We start from the raw sequence: 18,424 nt of genomic DNA, 5'->3' as shown, positions 1-18,424 counted from the left end.
TCCTTTTGTGTCGCGGACATGTGATCCGCGCTGCTTTGTCGCTAGGTGTTCTCCCTATTGCGATGGACGCGCGGGGTCAATATTCTGCGCTGCAACAGACAGGAGCATAACCATTGCAACAAACGCCCCATTCCATGACCCCTGAAGACAGCCTGATTGCTGTGATGGTCGCCGTTTCGGCCTCGGACGAAGAGATTACGTCAGCAGAACTGGTCACAATCGAAAGCATCGTGAACCATTTACCGGTGTTTGCAAAATACGATCCGGACCGCATCAAGACCGTATCGCAGACCGTGTTCGACCTGTTTGGCGTTGAAGATGGTCTGGACGCCCTATTTGGACTGGTGCGTGAGAACCTGCCCGAGCCACTTTGGGAAACCGCCTATGCGCTGGCCTGCGACGTCGCAGCCGCGGACGGCGAGCTTCAAGGGCCTGAGCTGCGCATTCTGGAAGAAATCAGGTACGAGTTGAATATCGAACGTTTGCATGCCGCCGCCATCGAACGCGGCGCGCGTGCGCGTCACATGACGCTCTGAACCAAAAGTCCGAGCGGCAATTGGACGCCACTCCCGTCGCTCATACACCAAATCAACCTGCCGTCCTGAAAGGATCGAAATGCTCGACCAGTTCGACATCACCAAGCGCTGGCCTGCGAAGGATCCCAGCGTCATCCAGCTTTATTCTCTGACAACGCCGAATGGCATCAAAGCCTCGGCCATGTTAGAGGAAACCGGCCTGCCCTACGAGGCGCATCGCGTCAGTTTTCAGACCGACGACCAATTCACACCTGAATTTCTGTCTCTGAACCCCAACAACAAGATCCCGGCGATCATCGACCCTAATGGTCCCAATGGCGAACCGCTACCGCTGTGGGAAAGCGGCGCAATTCTGATCTATCTGGCTGAAAAATCCGGAAAGCTATTGCCCCCGGACGGCGCCAAGCGCGCGGAAGTGCTGCAGTGGCTGATGTGGCAGATGGGTGGGTTTGGTCCGATGTTGGGACAGTTTGGCTTCTTCCATGCCTATGGCGGCAAGGAGATCGAAGATCCGCGCCCGCTGGACCGATACAAGACCGAAGCGAAACGCCTGTTGTCCGTTCTGGACAAACATCTTGAAGGTCGGACCGTGGTCGCAGGAGACGACTACTCGATCGCTGACGTTGCGATATGGCCATGGGTGCGCGCGTTGTTCACCGGCTACAAGGCCGCCGAAGCGCTGGAGCTTGAGCGATACGCAAACGTATTACGCTGGCACACGGAATGCGCGGACCGACCGGCATCGCAGGCCGCGATCAACATTCCGCCAAGCCCTTAGGTATCAGATTTGTGATTGAGGGGAGCCGCCCCCTCAATCGCCATACTGCAATGCCCAGCGCGACAAGAGCTGGTGTTGCAACACGCGCGACCTGCGGCTCCACCCTTTTGCCCCTTGGGGGCGTTCGCGATCCGCTTTGGGGATTGCCGCGCGCCGATCCATATCAGCTGTAAAGATGGCAAAGGTCATCGGCTTTCCATTCGGTGCGGTCACGTATCCCGCCAGTGAGCTGACAAAGTTAAGAGTGCCGGTTTTCGCCTTAACCCCATAGGACGCATCATTGACAGGGCGCCCTTTGGGGTCCAGCGGTGTCACGTCCTTCATCAAGCCTTTCAGATAGCCATCTGCTCCAACACTGTTCAGCGCTTTGACCATGTCATTGGCCGACACACGTGATTGATCGCTAAGCCCACTGTGATCTTGAAAAGACGCGCGTCTTGCACCCAGTTCCGAGTTCATCCAGTTGGCCATGGCCGCACCCGATGCGGCAAGACTGTCAGGCAAAGCTCCGCGCGATGCGCTGGCGGACAAGCCAATCAGTTCGGCCGTCAGGTTGGTGGAATATTTCAGCATGCCCTGCGTCACATCCCGAAGCGGGCGCGAGCGATGAGCGGCGAGAACCGTCCCCTCTGGCCTTTCTGATCGTGCTGTTGGGCTTGGCAGTCGGATACCTTCTCCACGCGCCAGAACCTGAAAAACTTCCCCTGCATAAAGGTCGGGGCGGCGCACGGGCAGCCAGCGCGACCCACCCTTCCCCAAAGCCCCACGCGCCACCGTCCAGTTGTCGACGCCTTTGGCATCTTCATAAGTATAGACGGGCACCTTGCGATCAATGATCTGCATCCGGGCCATCTTGACCGGCGGGCGAAAACGATCTGATCGCGCCTCCATCGACACGTCGAAATCCTGACCCGCGCGCTTCCATTCAAAATGCACCCGATTGTAATTCAGGTTCAAACCGGACACGGCGGGGTTATATCCCAGATGGTCCGGCTGTTCCGGATCAATCATCCGCTGATAAGGAAGCCCGTGGCCGTAGACGATAAAATCGCCCTTGATCGTCATAACGCTTTTTTGCTTCAGCGCCTTCACCAGCGTCGCCAAGGCATTGGTATCCAGCGTCGGATCACCACCGCCCACCAACACAAGATCACCTTGCACCACACCTGCTTCAATCGGGCCGGTCGCAATCACTTGTGTTTCAAAGCTGTGTTCAAGACCAAGCGCCGAAATACCATAGACCGCCGTGATCGCCTTCGCGACACTTGCGGGCGGCAAAGGCAACACCGGGCTGTGCGCTTCAAGGATTTGGCCCGTCATAGCATCTGCCACCACGAAGCCGATCTTTCCCCCCAGATTGGCATCTGCGATCAACCGATCCGCTGACGGAATCAGGCGCTTTGAAAAATCAAGAAGCTTGGGGGCGGGACGGATCGAAAGCTCGGGTGCGTTTGCAAAAGCCGGACTGGCCAGACTTGCGCCCAGCCCCCCCAATAATGCACGCCGCGTAATCACTTTAGCCATGGATGAATTAAACCGCGTGGGCGAACACAGGGCAACCTGATTTATCGTGATCGACAAGGCAAGCGTTCGGCCTGATAAGTGAACTACTCACCGCTTTGCCAATCGCCCCGTGCGCGAATTTGTGACGACGAGATGTCGACCATTGGCACGTTGATCAGCGACCATGCCGGAGCGTCCGCAGTTGCCAATCTACGCGCCATGCGCCCCGGAATCTTAGCGTGTTCAAACCGCTTGGCTGCTGGCGACGTTCGTGCGGCCACCCGTTCACCCGGACGAGCAATCACCCCGATCGGCACATTAGCCATGATCCATTCCCAACGATCCCAGCGATGGAACGTGGCAAGATTGTCAGCCCCCATCAACCACACAAACCGAACACCCGGATAGAGATGCTGCAGCGCCTGCAGCGTCTCGGCAGTGTATCGCGTTTGGGTGTGGCTTTCGATGTCCGTGACCTCGACCCGCGGGTGCTGCATCACGACCCGCGCTCGCCCAAGCCGCGAGGCGATGGGCGCCGGTCCGTTGGCCTTCAGCGGGTTGCCGGGCGTGACCAGCCACCAGACCCGATCCAGCCCGAAACGCTTCAATGCCTCGCGGGTGATATGGGCATGGCCGCGATGGGCCGGATCGAAAGATCCGCCCAACAGGCCGACAACCTGACCCGGTCGCGCATATGGAAGTTCGTAACGCATCAGATTGCCATTGCCCGGCGCGACCAGCGCTGTCCAGCCCTATTCGATCTCGGCAGACCGCGCCCAAAGGTTCACGGTCTCTTCACTGATGCTGGCATCAATCTCGTCCAGCTCTGCCTGACTGAAGTCCAACCGATCAATCGCTCCCACACAATCCAGAACCTGTTCGGGCCGCGAGGCGCCGATCAGCGCCGTTGTAATGCCGCCATCGCGCAAGACCCAGGCCAGCGCCATCTGCGCAAGTGTCTGCCCACGACGTTCGGCAATATCGGCCAAAGCGCGCAGGCTCTTGATGACATTCTCCGACACGGCATCCGGCGCCAGCGACTTGCCCTGAGAGACGCGACTGCCCTCGGGAATGCCCTTCAGGTATTTCCCGGTCAGAAGCCCCTGCGCCAGCGGGGTGAACGCAATCGACCCGACACCAAGTTCGGTCAGCGTGTCTTTCAACCCGTCCCGCTCGACCCAGCGGTTCAGCATGTTGTAGCTGGGTTGATGGATCAGGCAGGGCGTGCCCAGATCGTTCAGGATCGCCACGGCTTCACGGGTCCGTTGGCTATTGTAGCTCGAAATACCTACATAGAGCGCCCGACCAGACCGCACGATGTGATCCAGCGCGCCCATTGTTTCCTCAAGCGGCGTGTCGGGGTCAAACCGATGGCTATAAAAGATATCGACGTAATCCACGCCCATCCGTTTCAGGCTTTGATCACATGAGGCGATCAGGTATTTCCGGCTACCCCATTCACCGTACGGCCCCGGCCACATGTCATACCCGGCCTTGGAACTGATGATCAGCTCATCGCGAAACCCCGCGAAATCCGTCCGCAGAATCTCGCCGAACGCCTCTTCCGCGCTGCCATAGGGCGGGCCGTAATTGTTCGCCAAATCGAAATGCGTGATGCCGTTGTCGAACGCTGCCCGGCATATCGCCTGCTTGGTCGTGTGGGGAAAGTCGTGCCCGAAATTGTGCCACAGCCCCAAACTGATCACAGGCAGTTTCAATCCCGACCGACCGCAGCGCCGATAGGTCATCTTTTCATAGCGGTCTTCTGCTGGCTGATAGGTCATGGTTGCTCCTTCGGGATTGCCCTGCCCCCTTTGTCTGGCTAAGACACTCCGAAGTCAAACGCGAGGACACATTCCATGGCCGCATATCAATACGTTTACCACATGGACGGGGTTTCCAAGACCTATCCGGGTGGCAAGAAATGCTTCGAAAACATCCGGCTCAGCTTCCTGCCCGGCGTGAAGATCGGTGTGGTCGGCGTGAACGGCACCGGTAAATCGACGCTGATGCGGATCATGGCCGGGATCGACAAGGATTTCCAGGGCGAGGCATGGGCCGCCGAAGGCGCCAAGGTGGGATACCTGCCGCAGGAACCCGAACTCGACCCGTCGCTGGACGTGCGCGGCAATGTCATGCAGGGCGTGGCCGAGAAGAAGGCGATCCTTGAGCGCTACAACGAACTCGCCATGAACTACTCGGACGAAACCGCCGACGAGATGGCGAAGCTGCAAGACGAGATCGACGCCCAGAACCTGTGGGACCTTGACGCACAGATCGACGTGTCGATGGAGGCGCTGCGCTGCCCCCCCGATGACGCCGACGTCACAAGCCTGTCGGGCGGTGAAAAACGCCGGGTCGCGCTGTGCAAGCTGCTGCTGGAAGCGCCCGACATGCTGCTGCTCGACGAACCGACCAACCATTTGGACGCCGAAACCATCGCCTGGCTGCAACAGCACCTGATCGACTATAAGGGCACGATCCTGATCGTCACCCACGACCGCTATTTCCTTGACGATATCACCGGCTGGATTCTGGAACTCGACCGCGGGTCGGGCATTCCTTACGAGGGCAACTATTCCTCGTGGCTGGAACAGAAGGCCAAGCGTTTGGAACAGGAAGCCCGCGAGGACAAATCCAAGCAGAAGACGCTGGAGCGCGAGCTGGAATGGATGCGTCAGGGCCAGAAAGCCCGTCAGGCGAAATCCAAGGCCCGGATCAACGCCTATAACGAACTGGCCAGCCAATCCGAGCGGGACAAGGTCGGTCGTGCCCAGATCGTCATCCCCAACGGCCCGCGCCTTGGCTCGAAAGTGATCGAGGTTGAGGGCCTGAAGAAACACATGGGCGACAAGCTGTTGATCGAAGACCTGTCCTTCAGCCTGCCCCCCGGCGGCATCGTCGGCGTGATCGGTCCGAACGGTGCGGGTAAATCGACCCTGTTCAAAATGCTGACCGGGCAGGAACAGCCCGACGAAGGCACGATTGAACTGGGCGATACCGTCAAGTTGTCATACGTGGACCAGTCGCGCGACGACCTGAACGCGAATGACACCGTGTGGGAAGCCATTTCCGGCGGTGCCGAGTTGATCGAACTGGGCGACGCACAAGTTAATTCAAGGGCTTACTGCTCGTCCTTCAACTTCAAAGGTGGCGATCAGCAAAAGAAACTGTCGCTGCTGTCCGGCGGCGAACGCAACCGTGTCCATATGGCGCGGCTTCTGAAAGAGGGCGGCAACGTCCTCCTTCTCGACGAACCCACCAACGACCTTGACGTCGAAACCCTGCGCGCACTGGAAGACGCGCTGGTCGACTTCGCCGGCTGCGCCGTGGTCATCTCGCACGACCGCTTCTTCCTCGACCGTATCTGCACCCACATCCTCGCCTTCGAAGGAGAAGCGCATGTGGAGTGGTTCGAAGGCAACTTCGAGGATTACGAAGAGGACAAGAAGCGCAGGCTGGGACCGGATGCTTTGGAGCCCAAGCGGTTGAAGCATAAGAAGTTTACGAGGTGAGAGAGCGGCCCCTTCGGGGGCCGTTTTTCATCGGCGTGAGGCAGTGGATTTAACTTCAAATCCGGGTGCGCGCATAGGTTTATTGATCGAGCAAGAATTCTTCGGGGAGGACCTAATGGCCAAGAAAAAGACATGTGGAATTGTTATGCCAATCTCCGAGTGTGATGGACTAGGCGCATCTCATTGGGGCGACGTAAGAAAAATAGTGGAAGGTGTAGCATCAGAAGCAGGGTTTGAAACGCGGCTTGTCTCCGACACCTTTGAATCTAACCTGATTCACAAAGAAATTTTACAAAATATCTACAATGATGACTTGATCATCTGTGATGTCAGCGGCCGTAACCCCAATGTATTCTTCGAACTTGGCATTCGAATGGCGACACAAAAGCCCACGGTTATTATTAAAGATGAAGTTACATCCTACCCGTTCGACACAGGCCCAAATCGTTATATACAATATCCGCGCGATATGCGTCATCCGGTAATAGAGAAGTTCAAAAAAGACCTTTCTGCCTCAATTGAGAAAACCTCCAAACAATCCAAAGAGAACAGTTTCATTGGCCAACTTGGCCCATTTCATATTCCAGATGTAGAAAGTGCTAGCGTTCCAGCAGCAGAGCTCATTCTCGAAAGATTGGAAAAAATTGAAAGGCAAATGGTCAACACTTCTATTCGCCCAAGAAATGCGTTGGCATCACTCTACCAGTCCGGATCGAAGGTAGAGACCATTCAACCGAACGAACACACTACACTGGTTATCTTGAATGGCGTTTCTGAGCGGAAAGCCGAGATTGCAGAAGAATTGGCTAACGACTTGTTGGCATCTTCTCGAAAAGAGGTTTTGATTAATCGAATTCATGTAGGTAGCGGAGAGTACCACATTGAAATTTCCGGAAAAGGAATGGGACAACCAAACATAGCCACTGAAATTCGCATGTACCTAGATGCAATGCTGAACTGATCGCACTGAGCGACAAACTAGCAAAGGACAGCGCCTGACCCTGGGTAGGCGTGAAGCGCCCCGTCACGCCGAAGGCGTGCCTCCGGCACGACGGGGAGGGTCGGGCGCTGTCCGGCCTATCGACATCGACCGGGGCGGAAGCTCACAGATAAGAACAACCAGTCTCTCACCACCGACACCTGACCTTTCCGTCAAGTAGACCACCCTCCCTCCGCACCTTACACTTCCCTCATTAAGAAGAGGGGAAACATTATGAAAAGACGGGTGTTTCTGGCGCTGACGGGCGTCGGGATCGTGGCCGCTTGCGCGCGTTCGGGGCATCAAAGACTCACACCGGGTACCACATTGATTATCCTCAGGCATGGGGATCGGAGTGGGCCGGATCTGAACGCCACAGGGCGTGCACGGGCGAAGGCGTTGGTGGGCGCAATGGAAGGGGTCGGGGTCGACGCGATCTATGCCCCGAGTGTGCAGCGCAATCTCGACACGGCTCAGCCGCTCGCCACTGACCGTGATTTGCCGATCAACCGTCTGCCTGCCAACGGCATGGCGGCGCGGCTGATCAACGAAGCCGCTGGCAAAACCGTGGTCTGGATCGGGAACAAGGGCAATCTGCGCGAGATCTGGGACGCCCTGGGCGCAGGTGGTGAACCGCCGCTTAACTATGGCGACCTGTTCATCGTGACGTCCGACAGGTTGGCGGGGCTGCATATTGACCGGCGACATCACGGGCCAGCCGTTTAGGTCAGTCCTTGTCCACCGCCACGGGCTTCCCATCCTCATCCAACGCCACAAACACGAACACGCCTTCGGTCACTTTGTGGCGCTCCCCCATGCGGTCGCGTTTGACCCAGGCGTCCAACTCGATCGACATCGACGTGGTGCCGACGCGCCCCACGCGGCCATAGATGCACAGCACATCGCCCACTTTCACCGGCTGGATGAATTTCATCGCGTTCACCGCCACGGTCGCCACGCGCCCCTGTGCGCGTTCACCTGCGATGATGCCACCGGCGATGTCCATCTGGCTCATCACCCAACCGCCGAAGATATCGCCCGCCGTATTGGTGTCTTTCGGCATCGCCAGCGTGCGCAGTATGATTTCGCCTTCCGGCGCAGAGTGATGGTCGCTCATGAGAACCTCGTCCAGAAATGATCTTTCCCATGGGTAAGGCGCACGCCACCCGGGCGCAAGCGGATCGCAGCGTCAGTCCGCCCCCGCGACCGCGTAAAGCTCGTTCAAAAGGTCCAGAAGTGTTTCCATCTTCTCGTGCCCGAAGCGGGTTTCAAGATCTTCATAAATCTTCGCCGCCTTGCCAGACATCTGCGTGTACTTCGCACAGCCTGCGGGCGCGATCTGCACCTTGCGGCGGCGACCATCATTGTCGTCCACGCGTTCGATCAGCTCGCGTTCCGTCAGGTTTTTCAGGATGCGGCTCAGGCTGGGCGGCATAAGCACGCAGCGTTCGGCCAGTTCCGTGGCGCAGCAGGGTTTCCCCTCGGCCAACACACGGATAACGCGCCACTGCTGAACGGTCAGGTCAATCTGATCCAGTTCGTGGCGAAAGGGTTTCAGCGTGGCTTCGCGCGCGTGAAGCAGCGCGATGGGAAGCGCGCGTTCAAGTTTTCTCATTCCGGTTCCTTTTCGCGGAGTGCCGCGTGGATCGTGCTCCAGCTTTTACGGCTGAAACGGGTTTCGATTTCCTGAACCTCAAGGCTGAGAATGAAGGGGGTGCCCCCCATTTGCGGGCGTAGGGCAGCCTCAACTGCGCCGTAAAGTTGGTCGGCGATGGCGTCGCGCGTCACCTCGTCCCGACCCTGCCCAAGCCTCAGGATCATATCAAGGAAGTGATACCCGCCCGCCCCGTCGCCAATGGCGTCGATGTCAGCCTCGAACCCGCGCACGCGGATGCCGCCCACGGGACAATGCCCGGTTGCAGCCAATGCGGCACGCATGGTCTCGGTCAAGGCCCGCAGGTCTGCCTGCTGGCCCAACCCGTAGCTAAACTCGAAAGACAGGTGTGGCATGTTCACTCCTTAACACTGGTAATAAATACCTGTCTTTCGGAAATTGCAAATCATTGCAGGTGCAACAAGTTGTCTCAGGGGGTGATCACGCCCGCGGCGACCCATGCGTCAAACTCCGCCAGCACCCGGTCCGAGAACGCCGCGTCGTTGATATGGCTGTCTAGTTCGATCAGGGTCACGTTGTCGGGGCAACGGACGCGGAGTTCGTCGATAAAGGCGGCAAGTCCCTCGGCGTCGTGCAAAGGCCCACCGGGACGGTCCCATTCATTGCCACCCTCAAGCGGCAGGATCAGGTTCACCGGGCCTTTCGCGCCGGCCAGCTGCGTGCATATGGCCCGCGCCATTTCGCGCCGCTGGTCGGGGGTCATCATCACCGAGGATAGCAGGCGGTTATGCGCATGCACCTCTTGGCCTGCCAGTTTCGGCGGCACGTCCTGCCAGCCGATGAAATCCACCAGGTCATAACAGCCAATGGACACCATCTGCGGAGTGGCGGAGGCGCCCGCATTGGTCATCCGGTCCGCCCCCGCAGAAATTGTCGATCCCATGATGTGGTTGCCAAGTTCCTGCGGGGCGAAGTCCAGAACGGCGGCAAAAGCGCCCTCACCCGCCAGGCATTCAAAGGCGCGCCCTCCCATGCCAGTTGCGTGAAACACCGCAACCTCGAACCCACGTTCTTCCAGCGCTGGTTTCAGGCTGACCATGTAGCGCAGAACCGTTTTTCCGAAGCTGGTCATGCCGATGAGTGGTTTTTGGAAGTCCGGTTTTTCGACCGCACGGGCTGCACCCAGCACGGCACCAGCGGCTTGTGACAGCGACGCTTTGCAGATCGAGTTCAGCCCGTAGAGCCCCCCGGCCCAGAGGATCATCTGCACATCGGCAGGCAGACGTTCAGGCGGGATCAAGGGTGAGAAGCTGACCGTAGACACGACGTATTTCGGCACCCCAATCGGCAGCGCCTGACACAGGTCCAGCGCGGCGTCGGTGCCCATCGTTCCACCCAGAACAATCAACCCGTCAAACAGGCCTTCGCGATAGAGTTTCAACGCCAATGCGGCAGAGCCTTGGGCCATGATCTGCATGGCCGTGTTCTCGTCCCCGCTGTCGATGGCGGCTTGGATGGACGACCCTCCGGCCTCGGCCACATCGTGTTTGGTATAGTCGCACGGCGCGCTTGGATCCCCCAGAACCGAGATGTCCATCGTGGCCACGCCACCACCCTGCGCCCGGATCACATCGGCGATATAGTTCAGTTCGTCATCTTTGGTGTCATAGGTGCCGACGACCAGAATTACCTTATCGCTCATAGCTGCATCCATGCTGTCTTGAGGTCGAAATACTTGTCGAAAGCGTGCATCGACTTGTCATGACCGTTGCCCGATTGCTTGACGCCGCCCAACGGCACCGTGCCATCCGGGCCACCATATGTGTTCACGTGTACGACACCTGCCTGAATATCACGCACCACCCTGTGCGCACGGCTTAGGTTCGACGTCCAAACCCCTGCTGCCAAACCAAATTTTGTAGAATTGGCGATCTGCACTGCTTCTTCATCCGACGTGAAGGAGGTCACGGCCAGCACTGGCCCGAACACCTCGTTCTGGGCCACATGATCCTTAGGGGTCACACCAGTCAGCACCGTCGGCTCCATATAATATCCACCGGTGTCTTCCAGAATACGCGACCCGCCAAGGGCCAGTGTGGCTCCTTCCTCGACTGCGCGGGCGACGAAACCCAGGTTGCCCTCAAGCTGCGGAATGTTGTTCACCGCCCCGATATTGGTGCTCAGGTCCAACGGATCGCCCACTTTCATCGCGGCGGCATGACGCGACAATGCCTCGACAAACTCGTCATGCACGGCCTTTTCCACCAACAATCGCGACCCGGCCACACAGACCTGGCCTGCGTTGCGAAAAATGCCAGCGGCCGACACCTTCGCCGCCTGTTCCAGATCCGGCGCATCGGCAAAGACCACGTTGGGCGACTTGCCCCCAAGCTCCAGATAGCAGCGTTTCAGGTTTGACCGCGCCGAGTATTCCAGAAGCCTGCGTCCCACCCCACCCGAGCCCGTGAAGACCAGAACATCCACATCCATCGACATGGCCAGGGCTTCGCCGGTGACCGATCCTGCGCCGGTTACGACGTTCAAGACGCCATCCGGCAACCCGGCCTCTGTGGCCAGTTCAGCAAGCCGCAACAGGGTCAGGGATGCGGTTTCGGCGGGCTTCAAGACAACCGAATTGCCCGCCGCCAAGGCAGGTGCCAGTTTCCACGCACCAATCATCAAGGGGAAGTTCCACGGCACGATTGCGCCCACCACGCCCACAGGCTCCTTGTGGACCAGCCCCAGGATACCCGGCGCTGTCGGGGCGATCTCGCCGTAAACCTTATCCAGCGCCTCGGCATAGTAGCGAAACGTGCCCGCCGCCGATCCCGGCTCGGCCTTCAGGGCCATGCCGATCTCGGTCCCGTTGTCGCGCACGCCCAGAACCGCCAGCTCCAGCGCGTTCGCCTCGATCAAATCCGCCAGCTTGTGCAGGATCTTCTTGCGATGCGCGGGGTCTGCCCGCGACCAGCGCCCGTCGTCAAACGCCCGCCGGGCCGCCGCAACGGCCCGGTCCACATCTGCCGCGGAAGCGCGCGCAATCGTGGTCAGTCTTTGTCCGTCAATCGGCGAGAGAACGTCTTGCGCTTCGCCCTCAGCGTCTTGCCACGCTCCGTCAATATAAAGTTTCTGCGGCGCGACAGGATGGCGGGAAAGCTCGTTGATGCGTGACTGATCTGCCATTCGTCTTTCTTTCTTTCCTTATAGTCCAGCCAGACCCGGCGGAAATGCAGGGCCAGAACCAGAACGATCATTCCAAACAGGATCGCCGCGACAGGGCGATCAACAAAGTCCAGGGGGGATTTCACGCGCGCCATTGCGCTGCGCAGTTTGACCTCCATGATGCCGCCCAGAACCATGCCCAGCACGATGGGCACGACGGGCAGCTGCATGCGTTTCATGATGAAGCCGAAGATGCCGAAACCGGCGGCAATGATGCAGTCGGTCAGCGAGTTGCGCAGGCTATAGACCCCCACGAAGCTGAGGATCAGGATGCAGACGCCTAGGAACCGGTTAGGGATTTTCACCACCTTGATCAACTGGTTGGTCGCAACCAACAAGAAAACCACGACCAGAACATTCAGGACCAGCAGCGCCAGATACAACGCCACGACAAAATCCATGTCATTCTGGAAAAGCTGGGGGCCGGGGATGACATTATGAACGTAAAAGACAGACAGCATCATCGCGGTCAGCGCCTCGCCGGGGATACCCAGTGCAAGCAGCGGCACCATCGCTGCCGCAGGCACCGCGTTGTTGGCGGTTTCCGCCGCGATCAAACCCTCGCTTGAGCCATGCCCGAAATCCTCGGGCCGTTTCGAGGATTTCTGCGCGTAGGTGTAAGACATGAACTGCGCTGTAAACTCTCCCACGCCCGGGATCATGCCCATAACAACCCCGAATGACGCGGACACACCCGCGATGCGAGGATGGCGCGCAAGTTCGCGGAACCCCTGAAAGAAGCTGCCTTTCAACCGTGTCAGGCGCACCTTTTCGTCGTCCCCGTGTAACAGCGTAAACGCCTGGCTGAGCGCAAACAGCCCCAACACGACCACAATCAGGTTCACGCCCCCAGACAACCAGCTTTGGTCAAAGGTATAGCGTTTTGAATAGCTGGCAGAGTGAAGCCCGATCGTGTTCAGCCAGATGCCGAAACACGCCATGGCAGCGGCAATCAACGTGTGTTTGCGATGGGCCGTCACCACAAGGATGATCCCCAACAGGGCCGCCAGAAAGATCTCTCGACTACCGAACATCGGGGCCACTTTGGCCAGCACAGGCGCAAAGAAGATCAGGCACATCACCGAAAACAAACCGCCAAAAAACGACGAACTGTAAGCCAGCGACAAAGCGCGCCGCGCCTCGCCCCGCGTGGTCATTGGATAGCCGTCATAGGTGGTCAGCGCATTGACAGCAGTGCCCGGCGTGTTGATCAGGATCGCTGGTATCGACCCACCATACATCGAGCTTCCGTATATTCCCAAAAGCACCGTCAGACCGACAATCGGGTCCATCGAGAACGTGGCGGGCAGCAGGATGGCGATGGCCACCGCTGGTCCCACACCCGGGATTGCCCCGATGATCACGCCGCCCATCGACCCCACCAGAAGCGCCAGAACGACGTCCCATCGCGCCAGGTAGTTCGAACTGGCCTGAACCTGTGCAAGAAAATCAAAAATCAGGTCCATTGGCCCCTCAGAAGTTCAGGATGAAAAACGAGCGCAGGGCGCCGGGCAGATATTCGTAGAGAGCTGCGCCCGGTATTTTGACCTGCAAGAAGCTCTTGAACACCACCACGACGGCAATCGCGAACAAAACCGCGCTTATCGTCATGATGCGGTCGCGATAGCCCACCCGCCATGTCAAAAGCACAGTGAAGGCCACGGTGACAGGAAGATACCCGATGATCGGGACCAAAAGAACATAGGCCAGAAACCAGGCAGCCCATTCAAAGATCGACGCCCAGATCTTGGCTTCACGCCGATCTGTCCAATGTTGGTACAACCATGTCACCCGAATGGTCGCCACAAGGAACACGATTGGCGCGGCGGCGATCGGGCCCAGCCAAAGGGACAGAACGATGGCCAAAACCGCCCAAAACAGGCTTTCGGCCCACTGCAACCAGTCCGCTTCGCGCATCCAGCGCGGAAGGCGGCGGGGTTTGCGGGGCAAATGCCAGAAATGCAAAGCTGAGAAGATCACCATACCACCCACGCCAATCGCGGGCCAGAACCGTGGCTGAGCGAAAAACTCTTTACCCTTCAGCCACTTGGTTTGATCCCCCAACGCGGCAATCAACAGCGTCGCACAGATCAGAAACAACGCAGCAAACAACACCTGCCCACGTTGTGGACGATCCGGATGTTCTGAGATTTCGTCGCTCATGCCCGCCCCCAACAAAACCACAGGGCCGGACTGTGCCAGCCCTGCTCCGTTTGCATTACTCCAGGATCTTGCCGATCCGTGCGCCGGTTTCTTGATCCGTGGCAATACGGGCGGCTGACGCCTCTGCATCCATCCAATAGACCAAAGCGCCGGTTTCCTTGGCAACAGCCTGTGCGCGTTCGCTCATCACGGTTTTCGAGGCAACTGCCGCGATCTTCTCGCGCACATCCGCCGGCGTGTCCTTGGTTACGAAAAGCCCGTTCCAAAGCGCGATGTTCAGGTCTTCATCCAGCTCACCGATGGTCGGCACGTCTGGGATCAGGCTGATCCGCTCGTCGGTGACGGCCATCAACACCTTAACACTGTCAAGGCAGGGCAGGATCAACTGCAACGTGGTGTTGATGACATCCGCGTCCCCCGAGGCAAGCGTGTTGCAATCCAGCGCATCGAATGCCGCATCCGACCCCCAACTGAAACCGGCATTGATTGCATAGGCTTTCGTCACCTGTGTGGGCGTCAGCACATCGCCGAAATGGCCCAATGCAACATCATTTTCCTTGGCATAGGCGGCAAGCTCTTCCATCGAGCTATAGGGCGCATCCTTGCCGGTCGCGATGACAAACGGATAGGTCAGGAAAATGCCGATCGGGTCGAACTTGGCAGGCGACAGCTCGTCAATGCCGATCTCGTGACCGATCACAGGCACGGCGGGCACGAAGCTACCGATAGTGTAACCGTCGGCGGGCGCGGTTGCCACGTCGATCGCACCGGGGAACGGCCCACCGCCACCGCCGGGCTTGTTCACCACAGCGGCAGATACGCCGTATTCGGTTTGAAAGTCCTCGGCAATCATCCGTGTCAGCACATCTTCCAGATCGCCCGGAGGCCATGGCACGATGAAACTGACAGGTTTTTCCGGGTATTCAGCCAGCGCCGGGCCAGCAAGCGCTGCGGCAGTCAGCGCAACCGCCCCTGCGATAATGGTCTTGGTGTTCATAACGATCTCCCTGTTACGTCGTATTTTCTGTATCGGTTCATTATTTGAACCATTGGTTTTAATTTAGATTGACAGAGCCGGGTTATTCCTGTCAAGAAAACAATGAACATGCGAAGTAATTTTGCGGGCTGCGCCTTCACCTCCGCCTCGCAATAATTTGGGATCACCGATGGGAACAACCTCTAAAGCACTGTCATTGCTGAATCATTTCAGCCGCGCCACCCCGCAGATCGGGCTGAGCGAATTGGCGCGCCTGTCGGGGTTGAACAAGGCCACGGTGCATCGTTTGCTTGCCGAACTCACGTCACATGGATTCGTCGAACAAGTCGGGGCCGGGCGTGAATATCGTCTGGGTCCGGCCTTTCTGCGCCTTGCTGCATTACGAGAAAAGCAGGTTCCAATGCGCGAAGTTGCCCTGCAACAACTCACTGAACTCAGCACCAAGACCGGAGAGACCGCCCATATGTCGCTGCTAAACGGTGATGTCCTGTCCAACCTTGCCTATGCCTATTCCAACCGCCACGGCACGATGGTGATGATGGAAGATGCCGAAGTTCTGGAGCTTCATTCCACCGGCTCAGGGCTGGCCGTACTGGCCTTTTCGCCAACGCGTTTCGTGAATGAAACCCTGTCGCGCCCATTGATCGCCCGGACTTCGAAGACACTCACAGATCCTGCTGAAATTCGCGCGCTGCTGCCAGCCATCCGCAAGCGGGGGATGGCAACCTCGACAGGCGGGTTCGAAGAAGACGTGATTTCTTATGCCGTGCCAATTTTTGATGCACGTTCGGCGTGCATCGGCGCCATGGCCGTTGCCGCACCCGTATCGCGCATGACCGACGAGCTACGTCAGGATATTTGCGACAAACTGATGATCCACGCGCGTCAGACAACCCGCATTCTTGGTGGTTTTCCACCCGATGGCTTTCCCCCCTACGAACCGCAAAACTCGCTACTGAGAGAGGCTTGAAATGAAAGACTCCAACTTTCTGAAAGAAAAGAACGCCCGATCGCTTTGGCATCCCATGGCGCATCCGGCGGACAGTCTGGCCAATCCGCCCACCATCGTCACCGGGGCGCAGGGGGTTCGGATCACGGATGTCGACGGTCACGAGGTGGTCGATGGTGTCGGTGGCCTTTGGAACGTCAACCTTGGGTTTTCCTGCCAGCCCATCAAAGATGCGATTGCAGCACAGCTTGACCAGCTGCCCTACTACTCAACTTTCCGCGGCACGACGAATGACAAGGTGATCGAGCTGTCCGAAATGCTGCGCGAGTTTTTTGCGCCCGACGGGCTGACCCGCGCGTTTTACACCTCGGGCGGGTCGGACAGCGTCGAAACCGCTCTGCGCCTTGCGCGCCAGTATCACAAGGTGAAGGGCGACACAGGGCGCACCAAGTTTCTGAGCCTGAAAAAAGGCTATCACGGCACACATATGGGCGGGGCCTCGGTGAACGGAAACGCCAATTTCCGCACCCAGTACGAGCCACTTCTGCCCGGCTGCTTCCACATCCCGGCGCCCTATACCTATCGCAACCCGTTCAACGAAACCGACCCCGAGCGCCTGGCCCAGCTGTGCCTGCAAGCGATGGAAGACGAGATCGCATTCCAAGGCGCAAACACCATCGCCGCCTTCATCATGGAACCGATTCTTGGGGCCGGTGGTGTCATCCCACCCCATGAAAGCTTCATGCCGGGCGTGCGCGAGATCTGTTCGCGCCACGGCATCCTGTTGATCGCGGACGAAGTCATCACCGCCTTCGGCCGCACCGGCGGGTGGAGCGGAAGCCGCTACTGGAGTGTCCAGCCCGATTTCATGTGCACCGCCAAGGCTATTACCAACGGATATTTCCCCTTCGGTGCTGTGATGATCGCCGATCACGTGGTCGAAACCTTCGAAGCCGACACGACGGGCAAAGCCGCCATTGGTCACGGCTACACCTATTCGGGTCACCCCGTTGGCGCCGCTGCCGCCATCGCCTGCCTTGGGGAAACCCTGCGCCTGAAGGTCAACGAAAACGCCGCCGCGCGCGGGGCCGAATTGTTTGCCGGGTTGCAAGAGATCGGCGCGGCCCATGACATCATCGGGGACGTGCGCGGTGGCCACGGGCTGATGTGCGCCATGGAACTTGTGTCGGACCCAGCCACGAAAACGCCGATCGACAAGAAGAGCATCGGCACCATTCAAGAGGTCGCCTACCAAAACGGTGCGATGGTGCGTGTCTCTGGACCCAACATCATTCTGTCGCCGCCCCTTGTTTTGACGACGGATGACGTCACCACCATCGTTGACGCGTTGAAAGCCGGATTGGCCGCGGTCTGATCGCGGTCAGGCAAAAGATGGAAAGCCGCCCCGTCCGGGCGGCTTTTGCTTAACGGTGCTGGTCAATCAGAATCGGCACACCATCCGGGTCAACAACCACAAAGCTGGCCGGTCCGTCATCACCCCCCTGTTCTTGCGTGATCTCCAGCCCCGCGGCTTTCAGCCGTTCCTTGATCTGCCGCGCATCTTCGAACGGGTCAACATTCTGCGCGGACTGATCCCAACCCGGGTTGAAGGTCAGCATCGTGCCTTCGAACATCCCCTGAAACAGCCCCACCAGCATGTCGCCGTTTTTCATGATCAGGTAGTTATGTTCTTCCGTCCCGGCATAGGTGGTAAATCCCAGCGTCTCGTAAAACGCGCGGGATTTTGACAGGTCTTTGACCCCCAGACTGACTGAAAATGCGCCAAGTTGCATGATGTGATCCTCCGTTGTGTCAATGCAGTGTATCACAGACCAGCGCGGTCAGAACGCCTCGGGTACCATCAACCTAATTCCATCCAGTTCATTTGACGCTGTGATCTGGCAGGACAAACGCGACGCCCCGGTGACTTCGCCATCGGCCATGTCCAGCATCGCCTCTTCGAAATCGCCCTTTTCCCCAGTTTTCTCCAGCCAATCACCGTCAACATGCACGTGGCAGGTGGCACAGGACAACGACCCACCACATTCGCCCTGAATACCGGCGACATTGTTGGCAACGGCGGCTTCCATCATGTTCACGCCTTCCTTGACGTCAGCCACAACTTCCTCGCCCCCAGGCAAGACCCAGGTCACTTTCATATCTTTTC

General features: G+C 58.4%; 20 protein-coding genes. 7 read left to right on the top strand and 13 right to left on the bottom strand.

What is annotated here, in order from left to right; translation table 11 throughout:
• Window positions 1-134: 134 nt before the first annotated feature.
• Both J3R80_RS08760 and J3R80_RS08755 read left to right on the top strand, forming a co-directional pair.
• Window positions 135-536: a tellurite resistance TerB family protein gene (locus J3R80_RS08760; protein ID WP_275393395.1), complete on the top strand. Its 402-nt coding sequence runs from the start codon at window positions 135-137 to the stop codon at window positions 534-536.
• Window positions 537-615: 79 nt separating this feature from the next.
• The gene (locus tag J3R80_RS08755; protein WP_275393394.1) at window positions 616-1,314 is read left to right on the top strand and encodes a glutathione S-transferase N-terminal domain-containing protein; all 699 of its coding nucleotides are present in this window, start codon (window positions 616-618) and stop codon (window positions 1,312-1,314) included.
• A gap of 33 nt (window positions 1,315-1,347) precedes the next feature.
• On the opposite strand, the gene dacB is transcribed toward J3R80_RS08755, so the two are convergent.
• From dacB to mgrA, 3 genes are all read right to left on the bottom strand, one after another.
• Window positions 1,348-2,838, bottom strand: coding sequence for a D-alanyl-D-alanine carboxypeptidase/D-alanyl-D-alanine-endopeptidase (gene dacB, locus J3R80_RS08750; protein ID WP_275393393.1), 1,491 nt, complete (start codon window positions 2,836-2,838; stop codon window positions 1,348-1,350).
• Between the two features lie 83 nt (window positions 2,839-2,921).
• Window positions 2,922-3,530, bottom strand: coding sequence for a nicotinate-nucleotide adenylyltransferase (locus J3R80_RS08745; RefSeq protein ID WP_275393392.1), 609 nt, complete (start codon window positions 3,528-3,530; stop codon window positions 2,922-2,924).
• A 39-nt stretch (window positions 3,531-3,569) separates the two neighbouring features.
• Window positions 3,570-4,601 (bottom strand): L-glyceraldehyde 3-phosphate reductase, encoded by a 1,032-nt coding sequence (gene mgrA / locus J3R80_RS08740; RefSeq protein ID WP_275393391.1) that lies wholly within the window; start codon window positions 4,599-4,601, stop codon window positions 3,570-3,572.
• 75 nt (window positions 4,602-4,676) lie between these two features.
• On the opposite strand from mgrA, the gene ettA reads away from it, so the two are divergent.
• The 3 genes from ettA (at window position 4,677) to J3R80_RS08725 (ending at window position 8,037) form a co-directional block, all read left to right on the top strand.
• Window positions 4,677-6,332 carry an energy-dependent translational throttle protein EttA gene (gene ettA, locus J3R80_RS08735; RefSeq protein ID WP_275393390.1) on the top strand — a complete coding sequence of 552 codons (1,656 nt, stop codon included), beginning with the start codon at window positions 4,677-4,679 and terminating at the stop codon, window positions 6,330-6,332.
• 115 nt (window positions 6,333-6,447) lie between these two features.
• Complete coding sequence (locus J3R80_RS08730) at window positions 6,448-7,293, top strand: hypothetical protein (RefSeq protein ID WP_275393389.1); 846 nt, start codon at window positions 6,448-6,450, stop codon at window positions 7,291-7,293.
• 252 nt (window positions 7,294-7,545) lie between these two features.
• Window positions 7,546-8,037 (top strand): histidine phosphatase family protein, encoded by a 492-nt coding sequence (locus J3R80_RS08725; protein WP_275393388.1) that lies wholly within the window; start codon window positions 7,546-7,548, stop codon window positions 8,035-8,037.
• Window position 8,038: 1 nt separating this feature from the next.
• On the opposite strand, the gene yciA is transcribed toward J3R80_RS08725, so the two are convergent.
• The 8 genes from yciA to J3R80_RS08685 all read right to left on the bottom strand — a co-directional run bounded on the left by yciA (window position 8,039) and on the right by J3R80_RS08685 (window position 15,308).
• On the bottom strand, window positions 8,039-8,428 hold the full coding sequence (gene yciA / locus J3R80_RS08720) for an acyl-CoA thioester hydrolase YciA (RefSeq protein WP_275393387.1): 390 nt from the start codon (window positions 8,426-8,428) through the stop codon (window positions 8,039-8,041).
• Window positions 8,429-8,500: 72 nt separating this feature from the next.
• On the bottom strand, window positions 8,501-8,926 hold the full coding sequence (hpaR, locus tag J3R80_RS08715; RefSeq protein ID WP_275393386.1) for a homoprotocatechuate degradation operon regulator HpaR: 426 nt from the start codon (window positions 8,924-8,926) through the stop codon (window positions 8,501-8,503).
• Complete coding sequence (locus tag J3R80_RS08710) at window positions 8,923-9,321, bottom strand: 5-carboxymethyl-2-hydroxymuconate isomerase (protein ID WP_275393385.1); 399 nt, start codon at window positions 9,319-9,321, stop codon at window positions 8,923-8,925. Before J3R80_RS08710 ends, hpaR begins: the two co-directional genes overlap by 4 nt.
• Before the next feature lie 74 nt (window positions 9,322-9,395).
• Window positions 9,396-10,628: a Tm-1-like ATP-binding domain-containing protein gene (locus J3R80_RS08705; protein WP_275393384.1), complete on the bottom strand. Its 1,233-nt coding sequence runs from the start codon at window positions 10,626-10,628 to the stop codon at window positions 9,396-9,398.
• Window positions 10,625-12,046: an aldehyde dehydrogenase gene (locus tag J3R80_RS08700; RefSeq protein WP_275393646.1), complete on the bottom strand. Its 1,422-nt coding sequence runs from the start codon at window positions 12,044-12,046 to the stop codon at window positions 10,625-10,627. The genes J3R80_RS08705 and J3R80_RS08700 overlap by 4 nt, the downstream gene beginning before the upstream one ends.
• Window positions 11,974-13,614 (bottom strand): tripartite tricarboxylate transporter permease, encoded by a 1,641-nt coding sequence (locus J3R80_RS08695; RefSeq protein ID WP_275393383.1) that lies wholly within the window; start codon window positions 13,612-13,614, stop codon window positions 11,974-11,976. Before J3R80_RS08695 ends, J3R80_RS08700 begins: the two co-directional genes overlap by 73 nt.
• Before the next feature lie 7 nt (window positions 13,615-13,621).
• Window positions 13,622-14,311, bottom strand: a complete 690-nt coding sequence (locus tag J3R80_RS08690; protein WP_275393382.1) for a tripartite tricarboxylate transporter TctB family protein — start codon at window positions 14,309-14,311, stop codon at window positions 13,622-13,624.
• Window positions 14,312-14,366: 55 nt separating this feature from the next.
• Window positions 14,367-15,308, bottom strand: coding sequence for a tripartite tricarboxylate transporter substrate-binding protein (locus tag J3R80_RS08685; protein ID WP_275393381.1), 942 nt, complete (start codon window positions 15,306-15,308; stop codon window positions 14,367-14,369).
• A gap of 169 nt (window positions 15,309-15,477) precedes the next feature.
• Here J3R80_RS08685 and J3R80_RS08680 point away from each other — a divergent pair, with 169 nt between their 5' ends.
• Entirely contained in the window at window positions 15,478-16,278 is an 801-nt protein-coding gene (locus tag J3R80_RS08680; RefSeq protein ID WP_275393380.1) for an IclR family transcriptional regulator, read from the top strand.
• Between the two features lies 1 nt (window position 16,279).
• Window positions 16,280-17,632, top strand: a complete 1,353-nt coding sequence (locus J3R80_RS08675) for an aspartate aminotransferase family protein (protein ID WP_275393379.1) — start codon at window positions 16,280-16,282, stop codon at window positions 17,630-17,632.
• 49 nt (window positions 17,633-17,681) lie between these two features.
• Here J3R80_RS08675 and J3R80_RS08670 read toward each other — a convergent pair whose 3' ends face one another.
• Together J3R80_RS08670 and J3R80_RS08665 are read right to left on the bottom strand one after the other, a co-directional pair.
• Window positions 17,682-18,050, bottom strand: a complete 369-nt coding sequence (locus tag J3R80_RS08670) for a VOC family protein (RefSeq protein ID WP_275393378.1) — start codon at window positions 18,048-18,050, stop codon at window positions 17,682-17,684.
• Between the two features lie 48 nt (window positions 18,051-18,098).
• Entirely contained in the window at window positions 18,099-18,416 is a 318-nt protein-coding gene (locus tag J3R80_RS08665) for a 2Fe-2S iron-sulfur cluster-binding protein (protein WP_275393377.1), read from the bottom strand.
• Window positions 18,417-18,424: the final 8 nt, after the last annotated feature.

Origin of the sequence: Aliiroseovarius sp. Z3 (genome assembly GCF_029105185.1) — a bacterium.
In the GTDB taxonomy this organism is placed as follows: Bacteria; Pseudomonadota; Alphaproteobacteria; order Rhodobacterales; family Rhodobacteraceae; genus Aliiroseovarius.
This window is presented reverse-complemented; position numbering and strand designations above follow the sequence as displayed.

What these genes read in the sequence shown, in the direction of transcription:
- J3R80_RS08760 (WP_275393395.1), top strand. Translation starts at nt 135, where the DNA reads ATGACCCCTGAAGACAGCCTGATTGCTGTGATGGTCGCCGTTTCGGCC.
- J3R80_RS08755 (WP_275393394.1), top strand. Translation starts at nt 616, where the DNA reads ATGCTCGACCAGTTCGACATCACCAAGCGCTGGCCTGCGAAGGATCCC.
- yciA (WP_275393387.1), bottom strand. Translation starts at nt 8,428, where the DNA reads ATGAGCGACCATCACTCTGCGCCGGAAGGCGAAATCATACTGCGCACG.
- J3R80_RS08675 (WP_275393379.1), top strand. Translation starts at nt 16,280, where the DNA reads ATGAAAGACTCCAACTTTCTGAAAGAAAAGAACGCCCGATCGCTTTGG.
- dacB (WP_275393393.1), bottom strand. Translation starts at nt 2,838, where the DNA reads ATGGCTAAAGTGATTACGCGGCGTGCATTATTGGGGGGGCTGGGCGCA.
- ettA (WP_275393390.1), top strand. Translation starts at nt 4,677, where the DNA reads ATGGCCGCATATCAATACGTTTACCACATGGACGGGGTTTCCAAGACC.
- J3R80_RS08670 (WP_275393378.1), bottom strand. Translation starts at nt 18,050, where the DNA reads ATGCAACTTGGCGCATTTTCAGTCAGTCTGGGGGTCAAAGACCTGTCA.
- J3R80_RS08730 (WP_275393389.1), top strand. Translation starts at nt 6,448, where the DNA reads ATGGCCAAGAAAAAGACATGTGGAATTGTTATGCCAATCTCCGAGTGT.
- J3R80_RS08695 (WP_275393383.1), bottom strand. Translation starts at nt 13,614, where the DNA reads ATGGACCTGATTTTTGATTTTCTTGCACAGGTTCAGGCCAGTTCGAAC.
- J3R80_RS08665 (WP_275393377.1), bottom strand. Translation starts at nt 18,416, where the DNA reads ATGAAAGTGACCTGGGTCTTGCCTGGGGGCGAGGAAGTTGTGGCTGAC.
- J3R80_RS08685 (WP_275393381.1), bottom strand. Translation starts at nt 15,308, where the DNA reads ATGAACACCAAGACCATTATCGCAGGGGCGGTTGCGCTGACTGCCGCA.
- J3R80_RS08725 (WP_275393388.1), top strand. Translation starts at nt 7,546, where the DNA reads ATGAAAAGACGGGTGTTTCTGGCGCTGACGGGCGTCGGGATCGTGGCC.
- J3R80_RS08705 (WP_275393384.1), bottom strand. Translation starts at nt 10,628, where the DNA reads ATGAGCGATAAGGTAATTCTGGTCGTCGGCACCTATGACACCAAAGAT.
- J3R80_RS08745 (WP_275393392.1), bottom strand. Translation starts at nt 3,530, where the DNA reads ATGCGTTACGAACTTCCATATGCGCGACCGGGTCAGGTTGTCGGCCTG.
- J3R80_RS08710 (WP_275393385.1), bottom strand. Translation starts at nt 9,321, where the DNA reads ATGCCACACCTGTCTTTCGAGTTTAGCTACGGGTTGGGCCAGCAGGCA.
- J3R80_RS08690 (WP_275393382.1), bottom strand. Translation starts at nt 14,311, where the DNA reads ATGAGCGACGAAATCTCAGAACATCCGGATCGTCCACAACGTGGGCAG.
- J3R80_RS08680 (WP_275393380.1), top strand. Translation starts at nt 15,478, where the DNA reads ATGGGAACAACCTCTAAAGCACTGTCATTGCTGAATCATTTCAGCCGC.
- hpaR (WP_275393386.1), bottom strand. Translation starts at nt 8,926, where the DNA reads ATGAGAAAACTTGAACGCGCGCTTCCCATCGCGCTGCTTCACGCGCGC.
- mgrA (WP_275393391.1), bottom strand. Translation starts at nt 4,601, where the DNA reads ATGACCTATCAGCCAGCAGAAGACCGCTATGAAAAGATGACCTATCGG.